Raw genomic sequence first — 16,620 nt, forward strand, 5'->3', positions numbered from 1 at the left:
TCGAAATTCAACACGTCGGTGTCACGCAACCGCTCGGATACGCTATTTTCCCAGGTCACCGAGCAGTCGCCGGTCCGGCGTGAGCGGAGCGGCACCCGCGACGTTCGCCAGCAGTTCGGCGACCTGCAGCAATCCCACGCGCATTGCTTCGATTTCGCCGCGCAGTTCCTCGATGTGTTCCCACTCGTTCTCGTGGTCGATCGCGGCCACGCCGTCTGCGCGGGTGGCTTCCCATGAACCCAGACGGGGGTGCCAGCGTGCGAGAAGTGGGCGTACCGCGGCGTTCAGCACGGTCAGGGCCAGCTTGCCGAACGTGATCGAGTCGGCGCCGTCGCGCGGGGAGGCCTCCGGGCCGTACTTGCGCAGGATGCCCCGCGTTGTGTCGAACAGGGTGTACAGGCTGCTCAGCGCTTCGCGGGCGAGGCCTTCGTCGCGGCGGAGCCGGACTACCGAGATTCGCGTCGCCAGCTCGACGTACAGCTCCCACGCCGCTTTCGCCTCGGCCTGTTGCGGTGCCCACGACCCGCTGATCTCGCCCACGAACGGCAGCTTCAGCTTCACACCGACCTCGCGCGGGCGGAGGCGACGACCGCGCTTTCCCATCACCGCACCGCCACGAGAAGAGACCCGGCGCCGGCCAGTTCGGCCAGCCGTTCGGTGGCGTCGCGCAGCAGGACCTGCAGGTCGGCCAGTTCGGCGCGGAACACTCCGGCCTGGTCCCACGCCTGTTCGTGGTCGAACTGCGAAACCTCCGGCGGACGGCGTTCGAGGTGCGCCTCGAGCCGCGGATGCCAGCGCGCGAGAAACGGCCGTAACCCGTCGTTGAGGAGCCCGAACACCACCTGATGCAGTGAATCCGACGTGAGCAGCTGCTCCGGCGGATGCTGCGCCAGCGCGCGGCGGGCCTCGGTGAACACGCGGTACAGGCTGTCGAGGGCTTCGGACAGCAGGCCTTCGTCCGGGCCGAGCCGGACGGCGGAGATCCGGCTGGCCAGCTCGACGTGCAGTTCCCAGGCAAGGGATCGCTCGGACACACTCACCTCCTGCATTCTGGAGGGGAGGATGGGTGCGATCAGATATGCAACGAGGACGGAAGGAGGATCGAGAGCGTGGACGTCTTCGTCAGCTATGACCGCTCGGACGCGGCTCCGGTGCAACGCATTGTGTCGGCGCTGGAGGCTGCGGGGCTACGGGTATTCGTCGATGTAGAGCAGATCCGCCAGTTCGAGTCCATTTCAGATCGACTTCGGCGGGCTCTCGGCGAGTCCCGAGTCCTCCTCGCGTACTACAGCCGCAGCTACGGTTCACGACGCGCATGTCAGGAAGAGTTCACGACTGCTTACCTGGCGAGCCCTGAGCGAGTGCTGGTCGTAAACCCCGAACCCAACACCGAGCACCTGGCACCGCACGAGATCCTCGACGTCCTGTTACCCGGGCATCCAGCCCTTAAGGCAGCTCTGGCCACCTTGGTGGAAGCAGTATGCGAGCGCGTCGAGACACTGTCCGGGACCATCGGCACCAAGCCGACACCAGAACGCCCTGGCGATCTGCCCTTGCCGGCGAAGTTCACCGGCCGCTGGACCGAACTGTGGCAACTTCACTCAGTTCTGAGCCACGGCAGGACTGCCGTCCTCCATGGGCCGGTCGACAGCGGCAAGAGCACTCTCGCACGTGCCTACGTGCACGAGTTCGGGCGCACATACAACCAGGTTCTCCTGGGCGACTGGACTTCGGCGACAACCGGTGACCTGGTGGTGATCGAAGACATCACTGAACCACCAGGTAGTCTCGCTACACCGGCTGCTCATCTCTTGCTGACTCGTGATCCGCGCCTCGCCGAGCTCGGCACCAGCATCGAACTAGGCGACCTCCGCGAAGACGAGCTGGACCTGGATCCACGGTTGCGCAGCGCGGCCGAAGGCAGCACCGGACTGGCGAGGAGGCTCGCAGAGCAGTCCTCCGGCAGCGTTGATGCCACGCTCAACCAGCTGCACACATCCAGAACGCCGCTGCTGGCCCCCCTCACAGATCGGCTCGAACCGATAGTGAACGGCCTCGGCGAACCAGCTTGGGATGTGGTCAGGGCACTCTGCGCAACGACTCCAGTCGCGCTGCCCTTGGACGTGATCGCCGACATTATCGGCAATGAGCGAGGACCGACTGGCGTGGGAAGCCTCGACACCGTCGCGAAACGTGTCACCGATCTGCTCGCCCGCGGAGTACTTGTCGACATCGGCCTTGGAGAACTCCGATTGCCACGGGCGTTCCATCTAGCACTACGTCAAGCAGACCCCCAACCCGCCAGAGCCGAGCAGATCCGTGAAGCGGCTCTGGAGCACTTCGCAAACCGAGTACGTCCCCGACAAACAATCGTCGCCGCCCGGCGTCGTTCGAAGTCCGACGATGATGAACGACTCGCTGCACATCGGATTCTCAACGAGCTGACCAGCCGTATCGCACTTCACGGACTTCCGGGCAACGACGGACTTCTGCGAAGTGCACTGACCTCGCTCCACACTCTCTTTGACCGTCTCCGTCAAATCTGCGGCGAGGTCGGCCCAGATGCACTCCGACCGTCAACGCCCGTGCGGCCGGGTCTGGGAACGCTAACCCGTAGGCTGATGGACGACGTCCTGCGGCCGTTTCTCACCTATTGGCACCCCCGGCTCGACGATCACCACGAACTTCGTCCCGCCGGGGTCGGAAGTTTCGAACACGAGCTTGCCTGGCCGATGCAGGCGCAGCTGCGCGAGGAGCTCGGCAAGCTGCAGTTGTCCATGACCGAGGTGGCCGACGAACTGGCTGTGCTGAGTGGAAATCCGCTCAGCTGACCGGCCATGGGCGTTGCTCCCCACGCAACTGCTCGAAAGCCGCAGCTGCACGCAAAACGCTCAGATCCGCGAACCGACGACCCGCGATCTGGAGCCCGATCGGCAGACTCTCCGGGGTATAACCGCAGTTCACGGACACCGCGGGCTGGCCCGACATGTTGTACGGCACCGTGAAGGCGATGTGCTCGAACGGGCGCGCTGGGTCGTTCGTCGGGGACGGGGCCTCTGCCGCGGGGGGTGGGACTGGGCAGGTCGGGGACAGGACCAGGTCGTACGAGTCCGTCGCGCGGAGGGTCGCCGCGCTGATTGCGTCGATGGCGGCGAAACCGCGGTAGGTGTCCACTCCCGACACGGATGCGCCTGCCACGGCCCATTCTGCGATGTATGGCAGCACGCGCGCTCGGCGGTTTTCCGGCAGCGCGGCCAGGTCGGACCATGCGCGGACGCGCCAGAAGGTGTCCAGGCCGTCCAGGTGTTCACGGGTCAGGAATGGGGCAACCGGTTCCACGACGGCACCGGCGGATTCCAGCAGGCGGGCGGCGGAGGTGACGGCGTCGGCGATTGCCGGGTTTACCGGGAGGCCGACGCCGGGGTCGAGGTGTAGGCCGATGCGAAGCCCGCGTACGGAGGAATCCAGAGAAAGCCAATCGATGGTCGACGCAGGCAGGCTTAGGTGGTCGCGCGCGTCCGGCAGGGACAGGACGCTCATCAGCAGCGCGGTGTCGGCGACTGTACGCGTGAGGGGTCCGGCGACGCGGCCCAGGAACGGCGGGTCCACGGGTACGCGGCCGAAGCTTGGCTTCAGTCCGACTAGGCCGCACCAGCCCGCGGGTAGCCGGATGGAGCCGCCGATGTCGGTGCCGACGTGAAGCGGTCCGTACCCGGCCGCGGCGGCTGAAGCGGCGCCTGCGCTTGAGCCGCCGGGCGTACGCGTCAGGTCCCACGGGTTGCGCGAAGCGGCGTGGAAGCTCGACAGTCCGGACGTGAGCATGCCGTAGTCCGGCATGGTCGTCTTCGCGAGCAGTACCGCGCCTGACTCGCGTACGCGCGCCGCGGCGGGGGCGTCGGACACAGCGGGCGTCAGGGTGGTCGCGGCGGTACCGAGGGGTACGGGGACACCGCGTGACGCGATGTTCTCCTTCAGCGTCAACGGAACGCCGTCGAGAGGTCCCGCAGGTTCACCGGCATGCCAGCGTGCTTCGGACGCCTTCGCGTCTTCGCGCGCTGAAGCAGCATCGTACGCGTACAGCGCGTGCAGTTCCGGTTCGCGTGCGTCGATGCGCGCGAGGACGGCTTCGGTGACCTCGACCGGCGAGAACGTCTGCGCGCGGTATCCGTCGACCAGCTCAACGGCGGTCAGGTCGGCCAACATCGCAACCTCCGATTCACGAAGCGGGTGGGTCGAACCGGCCGTCGACAGCGGTCCAGCCGCCGTCGACGGCCAGCACGGAGCCGGTGACGAACGTCGAAGCGTCCGAAGCGAGGTACACGACGGCGCCGGCCAATTCCTCCGCGCGCGCCCAACGGCCGAGCGCGCCTTTCTTCGCGTATGCCTCGTACCAGTCCGGACGCGCCTTGATCTGCGCGGTCAACGGTGTCTCGACAACGCCGGGCGCGATCGCGTTGACGCGTACGCCGGACGGCCCGAACTCAGCGGCCGCAGTGCGGAACAGCTGCACCAGACCGCCCTTCGTCGCTGCGTACGGACCTTGACCCGGCTCGACGGTGGTACCGCGGATCGACGAGAACCCGATAATGCTCCCCCGCCCCTGCGTGACCATCGGCGCACCGAACGCCCGCAGCACCTCGAACGCAACGCCCAGGTTCAGCTCGACCACCCGATCGAACTCCTCGCGCGTGTAGTCCAGCAGGCGTTTCCGCACGTTCATCCCGGCGGTGAGCACGACGGCGTCCAGCGAACCCAGGTCGACGGCGGCCTGCGAAACCGCGCCGGGCGCAAGCAAATCGACCTCGTACACCTCGCCGACGCCGGTCTCGCGCGCGGCAGCCAGATCACGATCGGCGCAGATCACCGAAGCGCCGTGCGCCGCCAACGCCCGCGCGGCTTCGCGGCCGATCCCGCTGCCGGCGCCGAGCACGACGGCGCGGCGGCCGTCCATCCGGAACAGGTCGGCGTAGTTCACGGCCGGATCACCGCCATCCTCGTCACGGTCAGCTCCTCCACGGCGAACCGCGGCCCTTCGCGGCCAATGCCGGAGTCCTTGACCCCGCCGTACGGCATCGTGTCGGAACGGAACCCCGGCACCTCGTTCACCACTACCCCGCCGACCTCCAGTTCGTCCAGCGCGCGGAACGCGGTCTGCAAGGAACGGCTGTACACGCTCGCATGCAGTCCGTAGCGCGACGCGTTGACCTCGGCGAATGCTTCGTCCACATCGGACACTGTGCGCACGCAGACGACCGGTCCGAAGACCTCCTCATCCCAGCACTCGACGCCATCGGGCACGTCCGCGAGCACCGTCGGCTCCAGCGCTCCGGCACGCAGCGAGCCACCGGCCAGCACGCGAGCACCAGCGGCGACCGCCTTGTCTACCCACTCGACGACCCGCGCGGTCGAGCGTTCGTCGATCAGCTTCGACACCCGAGTGTCCGGCGAGCGCGGGTCACCGACCGTCACCTCACCGAGCCGCGCAAGCACCTTGCCGGTGAATTCCGCCGCCACCGACGCGACGGCGAGCACTCGCTGTACCGAAATGCAGGCCTGGCCGGACGCGTAGAACCCACCGCGCAAGACGGCGTCGGCCGCCGCGTCGAGGTCGGCGTCTTCGGCGACGACCAGGGCCGCGTTGGAACCCAGCTCCAGCAAGGTTTTCGTCGGCGCGGCGTCGCGGGCGATCCGGTGCCCGACGGCGGCCGAGCCGGTGAACGACACTGCGCCGATCCGCCGGTCGGCGACCAGCGCCGAGCCGACCGCCGCATCACCGGTGACCAGCTGAACCATCGCGGGCAGAGCAGTGTGCGAGCGGACCAGGTGCACCAGCCAGAGCGTGGCGAGCGGCGTCTGCGGCGCCGGTTTCACCACCACCGGGCAGCCCGCCGCGATCGCGGGCGCGATCTTGTGCGACGCCAGCAGCAGCGGGTAGTTGAACCCGGCAATCCCGACCACGACGCCGATCGGCTTGCGCTTCCAGAACCCGACCAGCCCGTCGCCCGACGGCAGCAGATCCAGCGGCACGGTCTCGCCGTGCAGCCGCGAGACCTCCTCGGCCGCGGCCTCCCAGGTGACGATCGTGCGCGCGACCTCCACCCGGCAGTCGACCAGCGGTTTCCCGGTCTCCAGCACCAGCAGCTGTTCGAACTCCGCGCGTCGCTCCCGCACCGCGGCGGCGACGTCGTTCAGAAGGGAACGCCGCGTCCGCGAAGGCAAGGCTGCAACGCGACGGGCGACTGCGACGGCCTCGTCCACCGCCCGGGTCGCCAGCGCAGCGGTACCCACCGGCGCGGTGCCGATCACACTGCCGTCGTACGGGAACACGATGTCCACCCGCTGAGGGACAGGAGTCCACGTGGGACCGATCGGCAGGCCGTCCGGGTAGTCAGGCATCCGTTCCTCCCTGCAACCGGGCCAGCTCGGCCGGCAGATTCGGCGCCGCCGCCAGCAGTTCCCGGGTGTACTCGTGCTGCGGCGCGCCGTAAACCTGCTCCACGTCGCCCATTTCCACGATCTCCCCCCGCCGCATCACCGCGACGCGATCACACACGCGCCGTACCACGCCGAGGTCGTGAGACACGAACACCAGCGTGAGCGAAAACTCGTCGACCAGCCGGTTGAGCAGGTCGAGGATCTGCGCCCGCACCGTGACGTCCAGCGCGCTCACCGGCTCGTCCGCGACGAGCACGCTCGGGTTCGGCGCGAGCGCGCGGGCAATCGAGATCCGCTGCCGCTGCCCGCCGGAGAACTGATGCGGGTACCGCATTGCCGCGTCCTCCGGCAACCCGACCGCGGTCAGCAGCTCGGCCACCCGCGCAGGCGACCGGCGGCCGAGCGGTTCGGACACGATGTCCCGCACGCGCATCCGCGGGTCGAGCGAACCCATCGGATCCTGGAAGACGATCTGCAATTCCCTGCGCAGGAAGCGGAGTTTCCGCTCGGGCAAGTGGTCGATCCGCTGCCCGCGGAACGAAACGGTACCCGCGGTCGGCCGGTCCAAAGCCGCCAGCAACCGCACGAGGGTCGACTTCCCGGACCCGGATTCCCCGACGATCCCGAACCGCTGACCTGCCTCGACCTCGAAACTCACGCCCCGCAACGCATCGACCCGCCGCCGCGCATACCGCCGCTCCAGATTCTGTACGGAGATCACCGCGCCCCCTCCAGAAGCCGCTGCGTGTACGAATGCTGCGGCGAGGTCAGCACATCACGGGTCGACCCATGCTCCACAATGGACCCGTCCAGCATCACCAGCACGCGGTCGCACATCTGCGCGACCACCGCGAGGTCGTGCGTGATGAACAGCAGCGAACTCTCCGCGGACAACCGTTCCCTGATCAGCGACAGGATCTGCGCCTGCACGGTGACGTCCAGCGCGGTGGTCGGCTCGTCGCAAATCAGCAGCGCCGGATCGTTGGCCAGCGCCATCGCCAGCACCACCCGCTGCCGCTGCCCACCGGACAGCTGATGCGGATACGCCCGCGCCACCCCGGGAAGACCCACCGCGGCCAGCAGTTCTTCGGCCGGCCGTGAGTGAAGGCCATGCACCCGGAACGGCTCGGTGACCTGCCTCCCGACCCGCATTGCCGGGTTCAGCGCAGTCATCGGCTCCTGGAACACCATCGCCATCCCGTTGCCCCGCAAGCGAGACAGGACCTTTTCGGACGCGCCAAGCAGCTCCCGATCGTCGAGCCTTACCGAGCCGGTGGCGGTCAACCCTTCCGGCAGCAAGCCCAGCACGGACAACGCGGTGAGCGACTTCCCCGACCCCGACTCACCGATCAGCCCGACCCGCTCCCCCGCGCCGATCTCGAACGACACCCCGCGTACCAGGTCCGCGACCTGTAGGTGTTCCACCTTCAGCGTCATGCGCGCGCCGCCAATCGGGGGTCGAGCCGGTCGCGCAGACCGTCGCCGAGGAGGTTGAACCCGAGCACCGCCACCGCAATCGCGACACCGGGCACGAGCGCGAGCCGCGGATGCGCGGTGAGCAGTTCCTGGGATTCCTGCAGCATCCGGCCCCACGACGGCGTCGGCGGGCGCGTGCCGAGGCCGAGGAACGACAACGCCGCCTCGGCCAGCACGGCAATCGCGAACGACACCGACGACTGCACGATCAGCAGTCCCGCGATGTTCGGCAGCACGTGTGTCCGGGCGATCCGGGTCCGCGACCGGCCACCGGCACGCGCGGCCAGCACGTATTCGCTGCTCAGCACCTGCAGCGAGCCAGACCGGGCGATCCGCGCGAACGACGGGACGGTGGCGATGCCGATGGCGATCATCGCGGTGAGGGTGTCCGCGCCGAAAACCGCGCCGAACATGATGGCCAGCAGCAGTGCGGGAAACGCGAGCACCAGGTCGTTCACCCGCATCACGAACTCGCCCAGCCAGCGAGGTGCCATCGCGGCCAGCACCCCCAGCGGGGTCCCGAGCACCGCAGCGATCCCGACCGCGACCACGCCGACGTACAACGTGGTCCGCGCGCCGACGAGGAGCTGGCTGAAGACGTCACGGCCGAATTTGTCCGTGCCGAAGACGTGGTCGGCGGAGAACCCGAGCAGCCGGTCCGGCGCGTTGACCTGCACCGGGTCGTACGGCGTCCAGACGAACGACACGAGCGCGGCCAGCACCACGAGCCCGACGAGAACTCCGCCGAGCACGAGGTTTCCGTTGCGCCGCATCAGGACCCCCGCAGCCGCGGGTCGAGCACCGCGTACAGCACGTCGACCACGAAGTTCACCAGCAGCACGGCGGCCACCAGCACCAGCACGATCCCCTGCACGGTGAGCAGATCGCGGCGCGCGACCGCGTCCAGCAGCATGCTGCCGAGCCCGGGCAGCACGAACACGCGCTCCACCACAACCGCGCCGATCAGCAAGGTGGTGAGCTGCAAGCCGAGCACGGTGACCACCGGGACGGACGCGTTGCGCAACCCGTGCCGCGCCAACGCCTGGCCGGGCAGCAGGCCTTTGGACCGCGCCGTGCGCAGGTAGTCCTGACCGAGCGTGTCGAGGACCGCCGACCGGACGTACCGCGTGAGCACCGCGCCCTGCACCAGCCCGAGCGACAACGCGGGTAGCACAAGCCCGCGCAGGAACTCACCCGCGTCCTGGTCCGGCGGCGTCCACCCGCCGCTGGGCAGCCACCGCAGCTGGACGGCGAAAATCTGCACCAGGATGATCCCGGCGAGGAACGCCGGAACCGCGACCCCGATCTGTGACAGCCCGGAAACCGTGACCCCGCTGGCTTTCCGGTGCGCGACCGCGGCGAACGTACCCGCCGGAACCGCGATCACCAGCGCCACCACCATGCCCGCACCGACCAGCCACAACGTGACCCCGAGCCGGTCCAGCAGCTGCGGGCTGATCGCCTCGCGCGTGACGTAGGACCGGCCGAAATCGCCGTGCAGCACTCCGCCGATCCAGCTCAGGTACTGCTCGACCAGCGGCCGGTCGATGCCGAACTCGGCGCGGGTCTTGGCGAGCAGCTCCGGCGTCGCGTTGACCCCGAGCGCGACCTGCGCCGGGTCGCCCGGCAGCACCGCCATGAACAGGAACACCACGATCGACGCCACGAACAGGCTCACCGCGAACACGGCCAGCCGCCGCACCACACGCGTGGTCATGCGCGCCTCAACCCGGTGAGATCGAACGACTCGCTGACCTGGTTCTGCGCAAAACCGGTCACCTTCTTCTTCGCGACCACCACGTTCGGGAACAGGAACAGCCAGTCCGCAGCCGCGTCGGTGTTCAGGTGCCGCGCGACCTCCTTCATGTCCGCGACCTGCTCGTCGGACGTTCCGCGGTCGGCTGCGGCGAGCAGCTGCTGCACGCGCGCGCTGTCGTAACCCCAGTAGTACTTGGGTTTTCCGAACGTCGTTATGTCACGCGCCTCCACGTGCTGGATGATCGACAGGTCGTAGTCGTGATCGGTGAAGACCTGCTTGAGCCACACCGCCGGGAAATCGAGCGGTTCGATCGTGGCGGTGACCCCGACGTCGGCCAGCTGCGACTGCACCACCTGCGCCGCCGACACCGCGTACGGCAGGCTCGGAATGCGCAGCCGCAGTTTCAGGTTGGGTACCCCGGCTTCGGCGAGCAGCTGCTTCGCCTTCGCCGGGTCGTACGGGTACGCCTTCGACAGGTCCTCGTACCACGGATCGGTGGGCGGGACCATGCTGCCGATCAGCGTGCCACGGCCGTTGAACACCAGGTCCAGCACGGCTTTCCGGTCGATGGCGTAGGTGAGCGCGCGGCGTACGCGCACGTCGTTCAGCGGCGCGCGGCGATTGTTGAAGGCGAGCGTGACCTCGCTGTTCGTGGTGCCCTGCTGCACCGTGAACCGGTCGTCGCCCTGGAACTGCGGGATCGAATCGGCCGACGTGAGATTGGAGATCACGTCGATTCCGTTGGACAGCAAGGCGTTGTTGAGCGCAGTCGGGTCGGCGAAGTACTTGAGCACCACCGTGCGGTACGCCGGTTTCCGGCCCCAGTACTGCGGATTCTCCTTCAGCATTACGGAATCGCCCCGGCGCCGCGAGGCCACCTCGTACGGTCCGGTGCCCACCGGGTGATTGGCCAGGTCCGCAATGCCGGTGGGGCTGAACATCGCGCCGATCCGGCTGCTAAGACTGAACAGCCAGCCGTTACTGGGTTTCGACAGCACCACGCGGGCGTGGTCCGGCGCGACGACCTCGACGTGGTCGACGACGTCCATCGCCGATTTGATCGAGACGGTCCAGTCGGTTTTCACCCGCATGAGCGAAAACTGGACGTCCGAAGCGGTGAACGGGGCGCCGTTGGCGAACTTGACGCCTTGCTGGAGCTGGAAGTCGTACGTCGTCCGGTCCGGGCTGATCGTCCAGGACTTCGCGAGCAGCGGCACGATCCGGCCCTGCGGATCGAGCTTCACCAGGCCCTCGTACACGTTGTACAGCAACGCCTGCGGGATGGCCGCACCGTCGGCGTGGGTGAAGTCGAAGTTCGCGGGCTCGGCCGTGAACCCGACGGAAAGCGTGTCCGGACCTGGGGAAACGCTCGCGCTGGAACCTGCCGAGCAGCCGGAGACCACGAGCAGCAACGCGAGCGCCACCGCGGTGTTCCGGACCGTCATTCCCCCTCCTGCGCCGTTACACTGATCGCCAGTGTAACGGCGCAGGCTACCTCACGAGACGAGGTTGGCGTACACCACGATGTTGTCCTTGTAGCTGTGCTCGGCGTGGTCGAACACGCCACCGCAGGTGATGAGGCGCAGCTGCGGTTTGTCCGTGTTGCCGAACACCGCCTGCGTCGGGAACGTGTCCTTCGGGACCTGGTCCTTGTGGTCCACCACGAACTTCAGCTTCTTGCCGTCGCTGCGTTCGATGTCGACCTCGTCGCCCGGGTTCACGTCCTTGAGCTTGTAGAAGATGCCCGGCTGGTGGTTGCCGTCGACGTGGCCGAGCACGATCGCCGGCCCGACGTCGCCCGGCACCGGGGACAGCCGGTACCACGCGGCCTGCATCGGCGTCTTCACCGACGGCACCGAAATCTGCCCGTCCTTGCCCGGCAGCACGGTGATCAGCGACGATTTCGCGCCGATCTTCGGGATTTCGACCGACGTCGGCCGCAGCCCGGTGAACGGCTTGGTGACCGGAACCGGCGCACTGGCCTGCGGCTGCGCGGCCGGTGCCGGGTCGCCGGAACCGCAGGCGCTCAGCGTGAGGGAAAGGAGCAGGGCGCCGGTGACCGCGGCGCCCTGCCCGAGCTTCCTGCCCATCAGGCGGCCATGCCCCCGAAGCCGGTCTCGACGCCGCGCTTCGGCGTGTACTTGACCTGCGAGTCGCCGTGGCCACCCGTGGTGCCCGCGGAACCCGAGCCCGCACCACCGGCCGGCGGAACGTGCTCGCCCGTCGACGGCTTGCCGGCGCAGGTCCAGTCGGCGTAAACGCCGCCGGCCTCGAAGGAAACGCCCTCGTGCCGCTTCACGAGCCACAGCCAGTAACGGCCGTCGGTCTCGTCCTGGTGCGGACCCTCGACGAGGTCGAAGTCCTTCGAGCGCAGCCCGGTCGGCTCACCCGCGGCGCACGCGATCATCACGACACCCAGGCCTCCGTCGAGGTCGACGCCATACGCGGTGTCGTCCTCGTACGGAGGCTCCTGAGGGGCGGAGGTCTCGGAGCTGCGCGTGGTGGTGGTCGGTTTGCCGGTTTCGGTCGGCTTGCCCGAAGTCGAGGTCTGACCCGGCTGCGCCGTCGTGGTCTCCGGCGCCGAAGTCTTGGTGTCCGAAGTGGACTGAGAGGTCGGGGGCGCGGTCTGCGTGGCCGTCGCCGTCTCCGACGCGGGCGGAGCGGTGGTGGTAGCCGCTGCCGAGGTGGACGAGGAGGTTTCCCCTTCCGCGTTCGCGGTCGGCGTGACGGCAAGGCTGATCAGGGCGCCCGCGAGCACTGCGCCCGCGAGTCTGCCCAGGGTCTTCTTCAAGATGGTTTACCCCTCTGGGAAAAGCGCGATGACCCCCACCGCGCTCGCTGATCCTGCCGGAGGATCAGACCACCGGATAACCCTTTTGGGGGTGATAAACGGCACTGGGAAAAACGGTAACGAACCACTCCCGTGGACCGATGATTCCGGTCTGCTGCGGGGAAACCGGCGAGCCGTGCCCATACCGTAACACTTGCCGGGCAACCCGCGAAGCCCTCGTGGGAAACTGGCGGAAATCAACCCAGCGCAGTCAGCAAATCCCGCCACAGGTCTTCGGGATCCTCGAGCCCGACGGAAAACCGGATCAACCCCGGCGGCACGCGCTCCTCGCCCGGCAGCCACGCACGCCGCTCCATCAGGCTTTCCACTCCACCGAGGCTCGTCGCCGGCCGGATCAGCCGGACCGCCGCGCACACTGTGTCTGCGGTATCTGCGTCAGCCACTTCGAACGCCACCATCATCCCGAAACCCGGGTAGCGAACCTTTGTTACCGCCGGGTGTTCCGACAACCGGGACGCCAACAGTGCCGCCGTACGCGTTTGCTCAGCAAGGCGTACCGGAAGCGTGCGCAACCCACGCAACGCAAGCCAAGCTTCAAGCGCCCCCGGCGTCGCACCTACGCGAGCCCGCGCCGCACGAAGCTCGCCGACAATCACTTCGTCGCGCGCAACCGCAACGCCCAACAGAAGGTCACTGTGCCCACCAATCAGCTTCGTCGCACTGTGCACGACAATGTCCGCACCGAGTGACAGTGGTTGCTGATACAGCGAAGTCGCGAAGGTGTTGTCGACGACCACGCGCCCCCGCGTACCGCGCGCAATGGTCTCGATGTCCATGACGTCAAGCGTCGGATTGGTGGGCGATTCGAGCCACAGTAGGTCAGCGTCGCAGTCAAGCCATGCCTTGGTGTCGGTCGGCTCCAACTCGGTGACGGTGAGCCGCCCGAGCTGCTGTGCATGCTTCAGCTCTCCACGCGTGACGGCGTAACTGAACGTCGGCACCGCAACCGTCGCCCCGACGGGCAACGAATCGAGTACCGCGGACAACGTAGCCACCCCAGACGCAAAGGCGGTCGCCGTACCACCTTCAAGCGACCCGACAACCTCCTCCAGCGCAGCCCAGGTAGCCGTACCGTCGGACCGCGCGTACACCGCGTCGCCACCGGCCTCGAAGGTGCTGGTCGCAACAATCGGCGTCGTCAGCGGCTCCCCAGGCCCATGCGGCCGCCCTGCCGCAATCGCACGCGTCCGCAACGTCCAGTCATCCATGCAGACACGGTAACTTCGCCCACGCACAACAGCACCGCGACAAACGTCACCGCCATTCCGTGAAGGGAACCTTCACGGACTTCCCCCCACCACCCAACCGCAGCCGACGCACCCACCCGGACCCGGCACCCAGCCCCCGCCCTGCACCCCGATCCGAAGCCCCCACACGTGCGGAGGGTGCTTGTCAAGGCATCTTTCCCGCCTTGACAAGCCATTCAGACCGTCGTGACAATCCAACTTCGGGGTGCCCCCACCGCAACAGCCCCCCAACACAGAACCTCACTGCGCATAAACCTCGAACTCATACAGCGAATACCCGTACTTCGTCCCCCGTTCCACCCCCAGCATCCGGACAAACCGAGCATCAACGGGAGCGAACGAAACATTGTCCACCCCACCATCCCCACCCGTCACCGAAACCGCGTCACGCCAGTCCGCACCATCGGTGGACAACTGAACCCGATACCCCTTCCCATAAGCCTTCTCCCACGAAAGCACCACCCGCCCCACCTGCTGCACCGACCCGAGATCCACCGTGATCGACTGCTGATCACTCCAGTCACTGGCCCATCGGCTACCCGGATTACCGTCCACCGCATTCGACGCCGGAGAGTTGTAGAACCCAGTCTCCGCACTAGTCGCATTCACCGGCTTACCCAAAGCGAGATTCGCGACGTTGTCACCCCGATGCGCGGGATACTCCACAACTTGCTGGAACGTCGGCCGATTCTGCGTGCTGATCTTCCCATGCGTAATCCCACCCAGAGGACGCTGAATCACTGTATCCGCACACCACTGGTCACCAGCCGAGCAGTCGCCATCACCCGGATACACCGCACTCGCCGGTTGCCCAGCAGCCGCGGTCAGCGTGTCGACCAGCACCGCACGGCAGGCAGCCAGATCACCACAGAACTGCGCACCCAACGGACCCGCAACCGGCTGCCCGAGCACCGTCCGGAGGTCCTTGCTGACATACCCCCACCAGCCATGCTGATACGCCGACCCCTGGTGCGGCTGACCGACATGCTTCCCCGGCACCTCATTCTGGAACCCGGACGGACTTTCGTTGATCTGCAGCACATTCGTCATCGCAGTGAACGCAGCATCACCCATCCCCGGCTTGAACTCCCCGGCAACGAGCAACGGCCACCACGCATCCATGATCCGGATCGCGTCAGCGTCGTTGTACACCTTGCTACCCGGCGCCGATTCGACCCGCTGATGCCCATGCTCCAGCCACGTCTTCAACTTCGCCGACGCATCCGCCGCAGCACCACTCAGCGGAGCCTTGTCGAGCACCTGCAACAGCAGCGGCAGCACCTTCTCCGCCCGCAGGTCGGCGAGTGCCGCGTCCTCCATCGCCTGGGTCAGGTTCACCCGCGTCACCTTGGTACCACTGGCAAGCAGGGCCTTGACCCGCGCGTCGAGCAGGTCGCCGCGGTGCACGGCGGACTTGTCCGCGCCACCGGACGCGTACCCGTTGGCCTGCGCGTTGTTCCAGCTGATGTAGTAATCCTGGTTCACCGACTGCGGATGCTGCGACATCGACGTGTACGAAGCCTTGTTGCCAGCCGGATTCCAGCCCTGCCAGTCGAATCCGCGGTCACCCCAGGTCGGCATCATCGGGTCCACAGTGGAATTGCGGACCGGGTTGGCGCCGGAGTTGAAGTACGCGACGTCCTTCGAATCGGCGTAGAACCAGTTGAAAGTGAAGTTGACGTCGTGCGCGGCCCGCTGGAAGTCCGCGGCGGAATGGACGAAACCGGGGTCGTTAAACTCCTGGAACCCGATCAGCGAATCGACCTCGTGGAAGTACGAAGAACGCAGCGACGAGTACGCCACCGGCTTTCCGTCCACAGCGGCCCTCGACGTCACCGGACCGTACTTCGTGCGATAGCTGCGCAAGGTGTACGACCCGGCCGCGGTACCGTCCGCCACCGTCGGCGACCAGGCGTTCTTGCGTTCCACCTGGTCCATCGGAACGCACTTGCCTTGGTACAGATAGTAGTTCGAATCCTTGGTCGCCGGTTTACCGCTCGGGTCGCACAACGCCAGCGCAAACGTGTCGATGATATCTTGCGCGGCCGTCGTGGCACTCCACGAATAGTCCTGACCGCGGCCGAGCAATACGTACATGCTCAGCCCGGCAAACGATGCCCCCCGCGCGCTGATTCCGGGTCCCTGCAATTCCTGCAGCAACAACAACTGCGGTGCGAAATACCCGGTCTGCGGCCCGAAAACGGCAACCGGATGCCCACTGGCGGTTTTCGCCCCGGACACCACGAGCGCGTTGGACATCCCGTGCTTTTCCTTCAGCAGATTGCCGGGTAGCACGCCGTTGTCGAACATCCCGCGCGCGGGTTCCTGCTCCTTCGGCGCCGAGACTTGGACCTTCGCCGGCGACGCGGTGGACGCGGACCCGGTCGGGTCGAACACCAGCTGCTGGTTGGTCACCGAACCCGCGTCCGGCATCGCGAGCCCCTGCGGGTTCGCCGGAGTGGTGCCGTACGGGAAGTTCTGGCCGTCGTGCAGGGTTTTCACGGCCTCGGGATCATCGGCGGCCCGCAAGCTCTGCCACACCTTCTCGCCCTGCGCGACCCCGTATTTCTCCTGCAGCGCCAGCTTCGCGACGGCGTTCTGCACCTCGCCGCCACCCCCGGCGCCGAACTGCGCGCCGACCACCGAAGCGAGCACCACGAGGTCAGTGAGCTTGAACGGGTCGATGGTGCCGGCGTTCGTGATCGCATCGACGTGCCCGGTGAGCACGTACTCGCCCGGGAAATACCGGCCATTAAGAGTTCCTAACAGAAGGTTTTGATGTGGCGGTAGCAGATCACGCATGTCGCCAGACCGAGGAACGCTTCGTGGATGTCATCGCGGCGTTCCCATCG

General features: G+C 67.2%; 14 protein-coding genes and 1 pseudogene. 1 reads left to right on the plus strand and 14 read right to left on the minus strand.

Going from position 1 to position 16,620, the window contains the following annotated elements; translation table 11 throughout:
* Nucleotides 1-42: 42 nt before the first annotated feature.
* Nucleotides 43-603 carry a hypothetical protein gene (locus tag OO71_RS43700; RefSeq protein WP_051793143.1) on the minus strand — a complete coding sequence of 187 codons (561 nt, stop codon included), beginning with the start codon at nt 601-603 and terminating at the stop codon, nt 43-45.
* Nucleotides 603-1,034 carry a hypothetical protein gene (locus OO71_RS43705; protein ID WP_051793145.1) on the minus strand — a complete coding sequence of 144 codons (432 nt, stop codon included), beginning with the start codon at nt 1,032-1,034 and terminating at the stop codon, nt 603-605. The genes OO71_RS43700 and OO71_RS43705 overlap by 1 nt, the downstream gene beginning before the upstream one ends.
* 75 nt (nt 1,035-1,109) lie before the next feature.
* On the opposite strand from OO71_RS43705, the gene OO71_RS49730 reads away from it, so the two are divergent.
* Nucleotides 1,110-2,831, plus strand: coding sequence for a toll/interleukin-1 receptor domain-containing protein (locus OO71_RS49730; RefSeq protein WP_162186185.1), 1,722 nt, complete (start codon nt 1,110-1,112; stop codon nt 2,829-2,831).
* On the opposite strand, the gene OO71_RS43725 is transcribed toward OO71_RS49730, so the two are convergent.
* From OO71_RS43725 to OO71_RS43780, 12 genes and pseudogenes are all read right to left on the minus strand, one after another.
* Nucleotides 2,824-4,203, minus strand: coding sequence for an amidase (locus tag OO71_RS43725; protein ID WP_033295997.1), 1,380 nt, complete (start codon nt 4,201-4,203; stop codon nt 2,824-2,826). The genes OO71_RS49730 and OO71_RS43725 overlap by 8 nt on opposite strands.
* 13 nt (nt 4,204-4,216) lie before the next feature.
* Nucleotides 4,217-4,975: an SDR family NAD(P)-dependent oxidoreductase gene (locus OO71_RS43730; RefSeq protein WP_033295998.1), complete on the minus strand. Its 759-nt coding sequence runs from the start codon at nt 4,973-4,975 to the stop codon at nt 4,217-4,219.
* Nucleotides 4,972-6,396: an aldehyde dehydrogenase family protein gene (locus tag OO71_RS43735; RefSeq protein WP_033295999.1), complete on the minus strand. Its 1,425-nt coding sequence runs from the start codon at nt 6,394-6,396 to the stop codon at nt 4,972-4,974. Before OO71_RS43735 ends, OO71_RS43730 begins: the two co-directional genes overlap by 4 nt.
* Nucleotides 6,389-7,156, minus strand: a complete 768-nt coding sequence (locus tag OO71_RS43740; RefSeq protein WP_033296000.1) for an ABC transporter ATP-binding protein — start codon at nt 7,154-7,156, stop codon at nt 6,389-6,391. The genes OO71_RS43735 and OO71_RS43740 overlap by 8 nt, the downstream gene beginning before the upstream one ends.
* Nucleotides 7,153-7,872 (minus strand): ABC transporter ATP-binding protein, encoded by a 720-nt coding sequence (locus tag OO71_RS43745; RefSeq protein WP_033296001.1) that lies wholly within the window; start codon nt 7,870-7,872, stop codon nt 7,153-7,155. Before OO71_RS43745 ends, OO71_RS43740 begins: the two co-directional genes overlap by 4 nt.
* Nucleotides 7,869-8,684 carry an ABC transporter permease gene (locus OO71_RS43750; RefSeq protein ID WP_033296002.1) on the minus strand — a complete coding sequence of 272 codons (816 nt, stop codon included), beginning with the start codon at nt 8,682-8,684 and terminating at the stop codon, nt 7,869-7,871. The genes OO71_RS43745 and OO71_RS43750 overlap by 4 nt, the downstream gene beginning before the upstream one ends.
* Entirely contained in the window at nt 8,684-9,628 is a 945-nt protein-coding gene (locus tag OO71_RS43755) for an ABC transporter permease (RefSeq protein ID WP_033296003.1), read from the minus strand. Before OO71_RS43755 ends, OO71_RS43750 begins: the two co-directional genes overlap by 1 nt.
* On the minus strand, nt 9,625-11,115 hold the full coding sequence (locus OO71_RS43760) for an ABC transporter substrate-binding protein (RefSeq protein WP_211260837.1): 1,491 nt from the start codon (nt 11,113-11,115) through the stop codon (nt 9,625-9,627). Before OO71_RS43760 ends, OO71_RS43755 begins: the two co-directional genes overlap by 4 nt.
* Before the next feature lie 51 nt (nt 11,116-11,166).
* Entirely contained in the window at nt 11,167-11,760 is a 594-nt protein-coding gene (locus OO71_RS43765) for a class F sortase (RefSeq protein ID WP_051793147.1), read from the minus strand.
* Entirely contained in the window at nt 11,760-12,461 is a 702-nt protein-coding gene (locus OO71_RS43770; protein WP_063740195.1) for a hypothetical protein, read from the minus strand. The genes OO71_RS43765 and OO71_RS43770 overlap by 1 nt, the downstream gene beginning before the upstream one ends.
* 236 nt (nt 12,462-12,697) lie before the next feature.
* Nucleotides 12,698-13,729, minus strand: a complete 1,032-nt coding sequence (locus OO71_RS43775; RefSeq protein ID WP_033296004.1) for a trans-sulfuration enzyme family protein — start codon at nt 13,727-13,729, stop codon at nt 12,698-12,700.
* 279 nt (nt 13,730-14,008) lie between these two features.
* Nucleotides 14,009-16,525 (minus strand): annotated as a pseudogene (locus OO71_RS43780) (penicillin acylase family protein); the annotation flags it as partial.
* Nucleotides 16,526-16,620 lie beyond the last annotated feature (95 nt).

It is taken from the genome of Amycolatopsis jejuensis (genome assembly GCF_000717335.1).
Classification (GTDB): Bacteria; Actinomycetota; Actinomycetes; order Mycobacteriales; family Pseudonocardiaceae; genus Amycolatopsis; species Amycolatopsis jejuensis.

Coding starts and splice junctions, on each gene's coding strand:
- OO71_RS43700 (WP_051793143.1), bottom strand. CDS start 603: ATGGGAAAGCGCGGTCGTCGCCTCCGCCCGCGCGAGGTCGGTGTGAAG.
- OO71_RS43725 (WP_033295997.1), bottom strand. CDS start 4,203: ATGTTGGCCGACCTGACCGCCGTTGAGCTGGTCGACGGATACCGCGCG.
- OO71_RS43735 (WP_033295999.1), bottom strand. CDS start 6,396: ATGCCTGACTACCCGGACGGCCTGCCGATCGGTCCCACGTGGACTCCT.
- OO71_RS43745 (WP_033296001.1), bottom strand. CDS start 7,872: ATGACGCTGAAGGTGGAACACCTACAGGTCGCGGACCTGGTACGCGGG.
- OO71_RS43750 (WP_033296002.1), bottom strand. CDS start 8,684: ATGCGGCGCAACGGAAACCTCGTGCTCGGCGGAGTTCTCGTCGGGCTC.
- OO71_RS43755 (WP_033296003.1), bottom strand. CDS start 9,628: ATGACCACGCGTGTGGTGCGGCGGCTGGCCGTGTTCGCGGTGAGCCTG.
- OO71_RS43760 (WP_211260837.1), bottom strand. CDS start 11,115: ATGACGGTCCGGAACACCGCGGTGGCGCTCGCGTTGCTGCTCGTGGTC.
- OO71_RS43765 (WP_051793147.1), bottom strand. CDS start 11,760: ATGGGCAGGAAGCTCGGGCAGGGCGCCGCGGTCACCGGCGCCCTGCTC.
- OO71_RS43775 (WP_033296004.1), bottom strand. CDS start 13,729: ATGGATGACTGGACGTTGCGGACGCGTGCGATTGCGGCAGGGCGGCCG.